This is a genomic window from Flavobacterium sp. DW-iso2 (assembly GCF_058725285.1).
Map to the genome: position 1 here is coordinate 44,267 of NZ_JBZXDY010000019.1, position 12,416 is coordinate 56,682.

The window sequence follows — 12,416 nt, forward strand, 5'->3', positions numbered from 1 at the left end:
GTATGTTCAAACGCTTTTTTTACTAATATCTAGTTTAACAAAAAAAGGCACAAGAATCAACTTATGCCTTTTTTATAATTAGATAAAAAATTATTTTTCGATTTCCTTCATACTATCCATTTTCTTGTGTGCTAAGAAACCTGTAATATCTTCAAAATGCTCTACTACTCTTTTATTTCCAAATTCAAAAACCTTTGTCGCTAATCCGTCAAGGAAATCCCTGTCGTGAGAAACCAAGATCAAAGTCCCGTCAAAATCACGTAGCGCATCTTTAATGATGTCTTTAGTCTTCATATCCAAGTGATTTGAAGGTTCATCCAGAATCAACAAGTTAACTGGTTCCAACAATAGTTTTATCATTGCCAAACGCGTTTTCTCTCCACCAGAAAGCACTTTTACTTTCTTAGTAACATCATCTCCGTGAAACATGAAAGCACCTAAGATATCTTTAATTTTTGTACGAACATCACCAACAGCAATATCATCTATCGTTTCAAAAATAGTAGCATTTTCATTTAATAAAGACGCTTGATTTTGAGCGAAATAACCAATTTGCGCATTATGACCAATCTCTAGACTTCCTGCATCAATACCAATTTCTTTCATGATGGCTTTAATCATGGTTGACTTACCTTCACCATTTTTTCCAACGAAAGCAACCTTCTCTCCTCTTTCAATAACAATATTCGCATCCTTGAAAACTACATGGTCTCCATATGCTTTTGACAAATCTTTTACAATTACTGGGTACTGTCCAGAACGAACCGCTGCAGGAAATTTTAATTTCAATGCCGAAGTATCTACTTCATCCACTTGTACGATAACCAGCTTCTCTAACATTTTAACACGCGATTGAACGGCATCCGTTTTAGAAAAAGTCCCTTTAAAACGGTCAATAAAAGTTCTATTATCCGCAATCATACGTTGTTGTTCATCATAAGCTTTTTGCTGATGCATACGACGGTCTTTACGCAATTCTAAATAATGAGAATACTTGGCTTTATAATCATAAATACGCCCCATAGTTACTTCTATGGTACGATTCGTAATATTATCAACAAAGGCCCTGTCATGTGAAATCACCACCACCGCTTTGGCCGAATTAATCAAGAAATCCTCTAACCATTGAATACTTTCAATATCCATATGATTGGTAGGCTCATCGAGCAAAATCAAATCTGGTTTTTGCAAAAGTATTTTAGCCAACTCAATTCGCATTCTCCATCCTCCAGAAAATTCAGAAGTTTGTCTTGTAAAATCTTCACGAACAAAACCCAATCCTATTAATATTTTCTCTATTTCAGCTTCATAATTTACTTCTTCAATTGCGTAGAATTTCTCACTTAAATCAGAAACGCGCTCAATCAACTTCATGTACGCATCACTTTCATAATCCGTACGAATCGTCAATTGCTCGTTGATTTCATCTATCTCCGCTTTCATGCCGAAAATTTCGCCAAATGCTTTAGAAGTTTCTTCAATAACAGTAGCCCCATCAGTAGTCAACAAATGCTGAGGCAAATAAGCTACTACAGCCTCTTTTGGTGCAGAGATATTCCCTGTTGACGGTTTGCTTTGCCCAGCAATAATTTTAAGAAGTGTTGACTTTCCTGCTCCATTTTTACCCATAAGGGCAATCTTATCATTTTCATTAATAGCAAAAGAAACATCGCTAAAAAGGGTAGTTCCACCAAACTGTACTGAAATATCGTTAACTGTAATCATTGAATTATAGATTTGTAAATTCGGCTGATCATCAATTTGAAAACCGAGTTATTTTTTAAAAGTGCAAAGATAGATTAATTAAGTAGTTTGTTCGCTAAAAAATAAAAGCTTCTAGAAACAGAATAAAATCTGATCTCTAGAAGCTTTTAAAGGCAGTAGTAAAAATGAACTACTCTTCTTTATTTTTATTTATCGTATTCCATATATGGGCATTTGAAACACCAATATCCTCTGGATTAAATACAGGGTCCTTGCCTGCCTTTCGTTGTTTTTCGTAATCCTTCAAGGCCAACAATGCTGGCTTTTGCAGCAGAATAATAGCAATAATGTTAAACCAAGCCATTAATCCCACTCCTAAATCTCCAATATTCCAAGCTAATTTTGCCTGATTAATAGAACCATACATAATCACTACCATCATCAATACTTTAAGTAAATGACTGTAAATAGGAGAATTCAAATTCCTTGTCAAATAAGAGATATTCGTTTCAGCAATATAGTAATAAGCTAAAATCGTAGTAAATGCGAAGAAAAATAACGCAATAGCAACAAAATAAGAACCAAAACCAGGAAAAACACTATCCATCGCGCTTTGTGTAAACCCAGGACCAGCAGAAACATTTTCTGCTCCTTGATATAAAAATTGTGTAGCACCATCTACCCCTAACACAGGACTTTGAACATTATATTTACCTGTTATCAGCAACATAAATCCAGTAGCCGAACACACTAATAAAGTATCGATATAAACAGAAAATGACTGCACCAAACCTTGTTTAGTGGGATGCGAAACATTTGCTGCCGCTGCAATATGAGGCGCTGTTCCTTGACCCGCTTCGTTTGAATAAATCCCTCTTTTGACACCCCATTGAATGGCTAAACCAAATACAGCTCCAAAACCAGCTTCCATATTAAAAGCACTTTTAAAAACCAAAACAATAACTCCCGGAAGTTGATCGATATCAATTGCTATAATTACCAAAACAATAAGGATGTAACCAATGGCCATTATCGGAACGACGAATTCTGTAAATTTGGCGATTCTTTTAACACCTCCAAACACAATAGCTCCAAATACTAATGCTACTACTATTCCTGATTTCCAAGTTTCAATTTCGAATGCATTCTGTATTCCGTCGGCAACAGAATTAGCTTGAACTCCAGGCAATAACACTCCTGCCGAGATAATAGAAACTATCGCAAACAAAATACCAAACCATTTCACGCCTAACCCTCTCTCAATATAAAAGGCAGGTCCCCCGCGAAATTCACCCAAATGTTTCTCTTTATAAATTTGTGCTAAAGTCGCCTCTACAAAAGCTGTACTGGCTCCTAAAAAAGCAACCATCCACATCCAGAATAAAGCTCCGGGACCTCCAAAAGCAATTGCCGTAGCTACCCCTGCAATATTCCCTGTACCTACTCTACCTGCCAAAGACATTGATAATGCCTGAAAAGAAGAAACTCCAGATTCTGAACTTTTACCATCAAATAACAATCGGAACATCTCTTTGATATGACGCACTTGCAAAAAACGTGTTCTTATAGAAAAATAAAGTCCCGTTCCTAAACACAAAACGATTAAGGCATTACTCCAAATAATATCATTTAACATTCCAATAACCTCTTCCATAAATATATTTTACATTAATAATTATCAAAAAAAGAGCAAAACAAACGTTTTGCAACTTTTTTTTTATAAAACTATAACATATCAATAAAAAAAACTAACGAACTGCTATATAAAATAACATAAACTATTCATTTAACCAAAAAACAAATACTTCTAAAAACAGTCTGTTTTAAACAAAATTCTGTTTTTTAACACTAATTACACCCTGTATTAAAATAATTATCAAAAACAAACCACCACAACAACAAAAAAATGCCTCATTACAAGATAATGAAGCATTTATACTATTTTTTAATCTAACAAAGCAATTACTCTTTTCGCCATTTTTTACTTTCCTCAAAAACATGTTCTAAAATAGCGGCGTCTTTCTCATCAAAATCTACATTCCTGCGACTCATTACAATCCTTGCCGTTTCAAATGCTTTTTTAGTGATATAGGTAGTAAACCCAGAAGCACCTCCCCAGGAAAAACTTGGTACAAAATTACGTGGAAAGCCACTTCCAAAAATATTTGTACTAACTCCAACGACTGTTCCTGTATTAAACATGGTGTTAATTCCACACTTACTGTGATCCCCCATCATCAATCCACAAAACTGCAGTCCAGTTTTAGCAAAACCTTCTGTTTCGTAACTCCATAATTTCACTTCTTCGTAGTTATTTTTTAGGTTCGAATTATTACTGTCTGCGCCAATGTTACACCATTCCCCAAGTACTGAATTCCCTAAAAATCCATCATGTCCTTTATTAGAATAAGCAGAAATAACCGAGTTGTTTACTTCTCCTCCTATTCTAGAATGAGGCCCTACAGTAGTAGCACCGTATATTTTAGCCGCCATTTTCACTACCGCTCCTTCACACAATGCAAACGGCCCACGGATAACGGAGCCTTCCATAATTTCAGTATCCTTCCCTATATAAATAGGACCTGAAGTAGCGTTTAAAGTCACAAACTCTAACTTAGCTCCTTCTTCGATGAATATATTTTCATGTCCAAGCACATTGACACTTTTCGGAATTGGTTTTGATTTTCGATCTACTGTCAAAAACTCAAAATCTTCACGAATAGCAGCATCATTTTTCGAAAAAATATCCCAAGTATGCATCACTGTTAAGCAGTCGTCATTATATTCAATAATCTCGTAGGAATCAAAATTCACTTCTTCCTGATTTTCATCCGTATAAAACGCAACAACATCTTCTCCTCTAAAAATAACCTGATTGGCCTCAAGATTACTGATCATTTCAACTAGAACAGCATTAGGAAGAAACGAAGCATTAATCATTACATTCTCTTCTAACTCCACCATCGGGTATTTATCTGATAAATATTCCTCCGTTAATGTTGTGGTGGTAGAACCCAAATGCATCTCCCATTTTTGACGAATCGTCATAATCCCAATAAGAATATCAGCTACAGGACGTGTAAATGTAAAAGGCAATAAGGCATTTCGAGCGGGTCCGTCAAAAAGTATGTAATTCATAAAATGTTTATTTGTGAAAGGTCAAGTATTGACTTGGCCATACATTAATTTGTTTTTAAATAAAGGTCAAAGTTACAAAGTTTTCAAATAGATAAAAATAAAAAAGCCTCCCGATAAGGAAGGCTTTAGTGTATTTAAAAACAAGTTAAAATTATTTAACGTGTTTAGCGTATTTAGTTTTGAACTTGTCAATACGTCCTGCAGTATCGATAAGTTTGTTTTTTCCTGTGTAAAAAGGGTGAGACGTTCTAGAGATCTCTAATTTCACAACTGGGTATTCAACACCATCAACTGTAATTGTTTCTCTTGTATCCGCAGCAGATTTAGTGATAAAAACGTCTTCATTTGACATGTCTTTAAATGCAACTAATCTGTAATTTTCTGGGTGCGTACCTTTTTTCATCTTTTTTATTTGTTTGGTTACAATTTGTTTTGAAGCTTTTCTTTCGACAGAAAAGGTGTAAACTCATTATAACTTTTTGTTTTACAATATTATTTTGAGTGTGCAAATTTACAATTATTTTTGAATAAACAAATCTTTGTTTTCTTTTTTTTTATTAAATCGTAAAAACTGTTTTTTGTAGCCCAATATATTGGGAATTGCTATATTTGTGCATTAATCTTAAAACAGTTGTAATGATAAATGAAATTATAAAAAGAAATGGACTTAGCTATGGAGTCGTAACCGGAGTCATATTGTCGTTAATAACGGCAGTCATCTACGCCATAGACATCTCTCTATTCATTGCTTGGTGGACAAATCTTTTAACTTTTTCAGTTTACATAATCATCCCAATTATATTATTGTCCAAAACTAAAAAAGAATTAAACGGTGTTTTTGTTTTTAAAGATGCATTTACTACCTATTTTATATGTGCTCTTATTGGAATATTAATATCTGTTGCATTTAAAATTATTTTATTCAATTTCATCGACCCCTCTATAAAAGACTCCCTTCTGGATCTTACGGTAAAATACCTAATTAGCACTTCCGAAAAATTTGGAGTTCCTCCGACAACTTTAAATGAAATGATCGGAAAATTAAAGGAAACAGATCCATTTTCAGTAGTAGAACAATTAAAAGGGTCTGTTTTTACCTTATTTTTCTGTGGTATATTAGGACTAATTCTGGCTGCATTTTTTAAAAGCAAACCTTCATCAAGAGAATAACACAAATCAATGAATTTATCCATACTTATACCCCTTCTTAACGAAGAAGAATCACTTAAAGAGCTTTATACTTGGATTATTAAAGTGATGCAATCGAACAATTACTCCTATGAAATCATCTTTTTAGATGATGGTAGCACGGACAATTCTTGGTCGATTATCGAAAAATTTGCGACTGAAAACCCAAATGTAAAGGGAATTCGTTTCATGAAAAACTTTGGTAAATCTCAAGCTCTACATGCTGGTTTTGCTAAAGCTAAAGGCGATGTTATCATTACAATGGATGCCGATTTACAAGATAGTCCTGAAGAAATTCCAGGCTTATACAATATGATTACTTCCCAAAATTTTGATTTAGTTTCTGGATGGAAAAAGAAGCGCTACGACTCAGTGGTGGCTAAAAACCTACCTTCAAAATTATTCAACTGGGCCGCTAGAAAAACCTCTGGTGTAGAACTGAATGATTTCAACTGTGGACTAAAAGCATACAAAAATGTAGTGGTAAAGAACATTGAAGTTTCGGGTGAAATGCACCGATACATTCCGGTTTTGGCAAAAAATGCTGGTTTTGGGAAAATTGGCGAAAAAGTGGTGCAACACCAAGCTCGCAAATACGGGGAAACTAAATTTGGAATGGAGCGTTTCATCAATGGATTTCTGGATTTAATTACCATTTGGTTTCTGTCGCGATTTGGAAAAAGACCAATGCATTTATTTGGAGCCATGGGTTCGCTAATGTTCATTATCGGGTTTTTACTGGCAGGATACATTGGAGTTTCAAAACTATACCATATGTATACTAATGTGCGCTATAGCTTAGTAACGGACAATCCTTGGTTTTTTATTGCCTTAACGACGATGATATTGGGTACTCAATTGTTTTTGGCGGGATTTCTTGGCGAAATTATTTTACGTACTAAAAGCAACGAAGAACGTTATAAAATTTCGAGCGAGGTTAATTTATAATTTGCCCCTAGCCCTGATAGTAGTGAAAATCCTTTTATGCTGGGGTTCAGCATAAAAGATTGTAACGAATAGCAGGATTAGCTCCTAAAATTGAACTAAAAACTTAAAAACATATAAAAATGGAAATTAAGCAAAACATTTTGAATGCAGTAAATGAATGGTTAACCCCAACATTTGATGCTGCAACACAGCAAGCTGTCAAAGAATTAATAGCTGGTTCCCCTAAAGAACTTGAAGAAAGTTTCTACAAAGACCTAGAATTTGGAACGGGTGGCATGCGCGGCGTAATGGGCGTAGGAAACAACAGAATCAATAAATACACCCTTGGAAAAAGCACGCAAGGACTTTCTGATTATTTGCATAAAGCGTTTCCTAACCAACCTTTAAAAGCTGCCATCGCTTATGATTGTCGCCACAATAGCGACACTTTAGCAAAAGTGGTTGCCGATGTTTTCTCTGCAAACGGGATAGAGGTATTTTTATTTTCAGAATTAAGACCTACACCAGAATTATCATTTGCTGTTAAGCATTTAGGATGCCAATGTGGAATTGTACTTACAGCATCACACAATCCTCCTGAATATAACGGATACAAAGTTTATTGGGAAGATGGCGGACAAATTGTTCCTCCAGAAGACGAAGCAATAATAAATACTATCGAAAAGCTGAACTTCAATCAAATTAAGTTTGAAGCTAATGAAGATTTAATTCACTATATAGGTGCAGAAGTGGATGCCGCTTTCATAAAGTCATCTATTGAAAACGCGAGTTTTAATACTCCCGCTGAAGCAAAAGAAAACTTAAATGTCGTTTTTACTTCACTACACGGGACTTCTATAACTTTAGTTCCTGATACTTTATCTAAAGCCGGATACACAAACGTACATATTGTTCCTGAACAAGCGGTTCCAAACGGTGATTTCCCTACAGTAAAATCTCCAAATCCAGAAGAGCCAGAAGCCTTGACAATGGCGTTAGCTTTAGCTGAAAAAACAAATGCAGATATCGTTATTGGGACTGATCCTGATTGCGACCGTTTAGGTGTTGCTGTTCGAAATAACGAAGGGCAAATGACTTTGTTAAACGGAAATCAAACCATGATTTTGATGACCGCCTTTTTATTAGAAAAATGGAAAAATGCAGGTAAAATTAATGGTAATCAATTTGTAGGTTCGACGATTGTTTCTACTCCGATGATGATGGAATTAGCTACAAGCTACGATGTAGAATGTAAAATTGGTTTGACGGGATTTAAGTGGATTGCCAAAATGATCAAAGACTTTCCTGAAAAAGAGTTTATTGGTGGTGGCGAAGAAAGCTTTGGATATATGGTAGGTGATGCCGTACGTGATAAAGATGCCGTTGCCGCTACACTATTAATTTGCGAACTAGCGGCACAAGCCAAAGCTAAAGGAAGCACTGTTTACAAAGAATTACAACAATTGTATGTAGATCACGGATTTTACAAAGAATTTTTAGTTTCGATTACTAAAAAAGGAATGGAAGGATTGCAAGAAATAAACCAGATGATGATTGATTTGCGTGAAAACCCATTAAAAGAAATCAATGGACAAAGGGTGATAATAGTGGAAGACTATCAATCTTCAATGGCTAAGAACCTATTAGACGGTTCAGAAATAGAAATGAGCATTCCTAAATCGAACGTATTGATTTATTACACCGAAGACGGTTCTAAAATTTGCGCCAGACCAAGTGGGACAGAGCCAAAAATAAAATTCTACATTAGTGTAAACACGATATTAGATGACGTAGCGGACTTCCAAGAACTAGAAGCTGTTTTAAACCAAAAAATTGCAACTATTATTACTGCAATGCAATTAAATTAACTAATGGATAAAAGTTTATTAAAATTACTTCCTTATACTAAACCGTATAAGTCGCATATCATCTGGAATGTGGTATACAATGTTTTATACGCATTGTTTAGTACTATTTCTATGCTTACGCTTCTCCCAGTACTTGAAGTACTATTTGGAAAAACAAGAGCGGTACTCACTAAACCAGTTTATAGTGGAATAGGAAATATAAAACAGTTTGGTACTGATTATATGTATTTTCAAATTTCATCATTAACAAAAGATAATAGCATTCAAGTTGCCTTGTTATTTGTTGTTTTAATGGTAATTACTACATTTTTACTTAAAAACTTATTCAACTATTTGGCATCACATCATATTATGCACCTTAAGAATGGTGTTTTAAGAGATTTAAGAAAGTCAATGTATAATAAAATCATCGAATTACCTATCTCTTACTATTCTGAAAAGAGAAAAGGAGATATTATGGCTCGAATGCTTGGCGATGTCAACGAAGTTCAAAATTCGTTCTTTTCAATCTTAGAACTAGTTGTAAAAGAACCGCTGACTATTATTTTTGCATTAGCAACGATGTTTATCATCAGTACAAAACTAACTTTATTTGTCTTGATTTTCATGCCTATTTCGGGATGGATTATTTCTAAGTTAGCCAAAAATCTAAGAGCTCAATCACTGCAAGCTCAAAAAGAAAGTGGACTCTTAATCTCTATTGTCGATGAAACTTTAGGAGGATTGAAAGTGATTAAAAGTTACAATGCCGAGCCTAATTTTAAAACTAGGTTCCATGATTCAGTAACGCGCTTATTAAACTTAACGAATAGTATAGGAAGTAGGAATAATTTAGCCACGCCATTAAGTGAGTTTCTGGGAGTAACTACAATAGCCGTTTTGCTTTTTTATGGTGGTAATTTAGTTCTTATCGAAAAAACCTTAGACGGATCTGCTTTTATTGTCTATTTGACGTTAGCATTTAATATTCTTACTCCGGCAAAAGCGATTTCTAAAGCATCTTATTCCGTAAAAAACGGATTAGCAGCTGCAGATCGTGTTTTTGAAGTTCTAGAAGTGGAAAACGAAATTACATCCAAAGAAGATGCTATTGTAAAAAACACGTTTGAATCGGATATTACCATCAAAAATATCAACTTTAAATATGAAGACGAGAATGTCTTAAAAGATTTTTCGCTTCAAGTTAAAAAAGGACAAACCATAGCACTTGTAGGACAATCAGGCAGCGGGAAAAGCACCATTGCTAATCTATTGACCCGTTTTTATGATGTCAACGACGGTACGATCAGTATCGACGGCATAAACATACAAGACATGAACTTACAATCGCTTCGTGGATTAATGGGACTGGTTACGCAAGATAGCATCTTATTTAATGATACAATTAAAGCGAACATTTCATTAGGGAAACCGGATGCTACAGATGACGAAATCATCGAGGCCTTGAAAATTGCTAATGCCTATGAATTCGTTAGTGAGTTATCAAAAGGGATTCACACTAACATTGGAGACAGTGGTAACAAACTTTCTGGTGGTCAAAAACAAAGACTTTCTATCGCCCGTGCCGTTTTGAAAAACCCTCCAATTATGATTTTGGACGAAGCTACATCGGCCTTGGATACCGAGAGCGAAAAGTTTGTACAAGTGGCCTTGGAAAATATGATGCAAAACAGAACCTCTATTGTGATTGCGCACCGACTTTCGACCATTCAAAAAGCAGATACTATTATAGTGATGCAAAAAGGAAAAATAGTAGAACAAGGGAACCATGACGAATTAATTGCATTAAATGGAATGTATAATAAATTAGTTAATTTGCAGTCATTTGAATAATAACTCAACCATAACTAGTTTTAATTTAGACTTTTAAAATAAATAACATGAAAAGAGAATATTTTGGAATGCTGTTTTTAATAGTTTCTGTTTGCTCAATATTTGCTTTCAATTATATTTTCGGAGAGTATATTGTACAAGAGCATATTTCTAAATTTATTATAATTTGGATTCTAATTGCTTTTTTTGTTGGTCAATATTCCATGCGATTTCCAAAATCTATTTAAAAATGTATCTCAACAACCAAAATATAAAACTTCCAGAAGATCCTGACACTATTGTCTGGAAGTATTTGGATCTGTCTAAGTTTTTGGATTTATTAATGTCCAAAAAACTTTTCATGTCGCGCTCTGATAAATTTGAGGATCAATATGAAGGTACATTTAGCGAACCTACTTTTGAAGAAATCAGAAAATTATCGATTGACAATCCTGATTTTTTAAAGTTTTACAAAATACATCGTGAAAAAGTAGCCGTCAGTAGCTGGCACATCAATGAATATGAATCCTTTGCTATGTGGCAAATATTCACGCAAAACACGGAGGGAATTGCCATACAATCTACCATTGGTCGGTTGCAAAAGGCCCTTGCTCCCGAAAATAATTTCAAACAGTATATTGGCGAAGTGAATTATATCGATTACAAAAAGGAATACATCCCTTTTGACGATATGTTTTTCCCTTTTTTGTTCAAAAGAAAAAGCTTTCAGTACGAGCGAGAAGTCCGTATTATATCAGACGTAGCCGAAAGCAACATTACATTAAATGATGGATTAAAAATCAATGTCGACCTGAGTCAACTGATTGATAAAATCTACATTCACCCAAAATCAGAAAACTGGTATAAAAATCTAGTCATCCAATTAGTTAAGCAACTTGGCTTTGATTTTACCATTGAAAAATCAGATTTGGAGAGTGATATTTTGATTTAGCGTTACGCTTTTATTCTAAATGGGCTCGTAATTGATTACTTTCCATTCATTATATGACAGGTCAATATAATTATAATGCACCACATCACTTTTATCAAACTGTCCATTTTTATTTGTGTCTTCAACCGTTCTAAAATACAATCGGCTTTTAGAATCGATTAAATTCCAATCTATCAATTCCTGAAAATCCTCAGAAACTTTTGTAAATCGCTTGCCGCTAATATCACTTAAGTACAAGCATTTAATATCACTGCTATCTAATTTCCCGTCCCTATTCGTATCCGTATCAAACATGGTGTACACCATAATTTGTCTTTTAGCTCTATCAGCAACAGACTTTAAATAGGTCGCGGTTTGAATCAAAGCAGGTTTATCTGTTAAAGGACGTATTGAATCTGAATCGGTTTTTTGAAACTTTAAATTTTGCAAATAGCCCGTAATCTCATTTTCTCCATAGTTAGAAATCGTAAAACTCAAATCAATTACACTCGAAGAGCCATATCTTGCTTTTGTACCTCTTTCATACACTCTCAAATCTCCTACTGGATGAATTAAATAGTCTGTTCCTTCCATCTGAATAGGCAAATCAGAAATGGCCACTTGAGTAGAATCCACTTTAGAGATTCCTTTTCCTTTATTAGTAGCATCATAAATAACTTTTGGCTTTTCCACTTCTTGCTTACAACTGGCTAAAAGCAAAACGGTAATACTTAATAAGGCTATATGTAATTTTTTCATGATGATGTACTATTAAAATAAATCCAAATGTAATGAATTTTAAAAATGGTTCTGATATTTATAACTAAATTATATGATAAACCGAGCAC

The 12,416-nt window shown here is 34.4% G+C and carries 11 protein-coding genes; 6 read left to right on the top strand and 5 right to left on the bottom strand.

What is annotated here, in order from left to right:
* Positions 1-90: 90 nt before the first annotated feature.
* From AC4PRO_RS12945 to AC4PRO_RS12960, 4 genes are all read right to left on the bottom strand, one after another.
* Positions 91-1,725: an ABC-F family ATP-binding cassette domain-containing protein gene (locus AC4PRO_RS12945; RefSeq protein WP_074723509.1), complete on the bottom strand. Its 1,635-nt coding sequence runs from the start codon at positions 1,723-1,725 to the stop codon at positions 91-93.
* A 169-nt stretch (positions 1,726-1,894) separates the two neighbouring features.
* A complete protein-coding gene (locus tag AC4PRO_RS12950; protein ID WP_492117629.1) occupies positions 1,895-3,358 on the bottom strand; it encodes an alanine/glycine:cation symporter family protein in 1,464 nt (487 codons plus the stop codon).
* A 308-nt stretch (positions 3,359-3,666) separates the two neighbouring features.
* Positions 3,667-4,842, bottom strand: a complete 1,176-nt coding sequence (locus tag AC4PRO_RS12955) for a GlmU family protein (RefSeq protein WP_492117630.1) — start codon at positions 4,840-4,842, stop codon at positions 3,667-3,669.
* A gap of 151 nt (positions 4,843-4,993) precedes the next feature.
* Positions 4,994-5,245 (bottom strand): type B 50S ribosomal protein L31, encoded by a 252-nt coding sequence (locus AC4PRO_RS12960; protein WP_074723506.1) that lies wholly within the window; start codon positions 5,243-5,245, stop codon positions 4,994-4,996.
* 233 nt (positions 5,246-5,478) lie between these two features.
* On the opposite strand from AC4PRO_RS12960, the gene AC4PRO_RS12965 reads away from it, so the two are divergent.
* From AC4PRO_RS12965 to AC4PRO_RS12990, 6 genes are all read left to right on the top strand, one after another.
* On the top strand, positions 5,479-6,012 hold the full coding sequence (locus AC4PRO_RS12965) for a DUF4199 domain-containing protein (protein WP_074723505.1): 534 nt from the start codon (positions 5,479-5,481) through the stop codon (positions 6,010-6,012).
* Positions 6,013-6,021: 9 nt separating this feature from the next.
* Positions 6,022-6,978, top strand: coding sequence for a glycosyltransferase family 2 protein (locus AC4PRO_RS12970; protein ID WP_074723504.1), 957 nt, complete (start codon positions 6,022-6,024; stop codon positions 6,976-6,978).
* Positions 6,979-7,097: 119 nt separating this feature from the next.
* Positions 7,098-8,825, top strand: coding sequence for a phospho-sugar mutase (locus AC4PRO_RS12975; RefSeq protein WP_492117631.1), 1,728 nt, complete (start codon positions 7,098-7,100; stop codon positions 8,823-8,825).
* Positions 8,826-8,828: 3 nt separating this feature from the next.
* The gene (locus tag AC4PRO_RS12980; protein WP_492117632.1) at positions 8,829-10,658 is read left to right on the top strand and encodes an ABC transporter ATP-binding protein; all 1,830 of its coding nucleotides are present in this window, start codon (positions 8,829-8,831) and stop codon (positions 10,656-10,658) included.
* A gap of 47 nt (positions 10,659-10,705) precedes the next feature.
* The gene (locus AC4PRO_RS12985; RefSeq protein ID WP_074723501.1) at positions 10,706-10,885 is read left to right on the top strand and encodes a hypothetical protein; all 180 of its coding nucleotides are present in this window, start codon (positions 10,706-10,708) and stop codon (positions 10,883-10,885) included.
* A 2-nt stretch (positions 10,886-10,887) separates the two neighbouring features.
* The gene (locus AC4PRO_RS12990) at positions 10,888-11,589 is read left to right on the top strand and encodes a DUF2971 domain-containing protein (protein ID WP_074723500.1); all 702 of its coding nucleotides are present in this window, start codon (positions 10,888-10,890) and stop codon (positions 11,587-11,589) included.
* A 15-nt stretch (positions 11,590-11,604) separates the two neighbouring features.
* Here the strand turns inward: AC4PRO_RS12990 and AC4PRO_RS12995 are convergent, their stop codons facing one another.
* Positions 11,605-12,327, bottom strand: a complete 723-nt coding sequence (locus AC4PRO_RS12995; protein WP_492117633.1) for a hypothetical protein — start codon at positions 12,325-12,327, stop codon at positions 11,605-11,607.
* Positions 12,328-12,416: the final 89 nt, after the last annotated feature.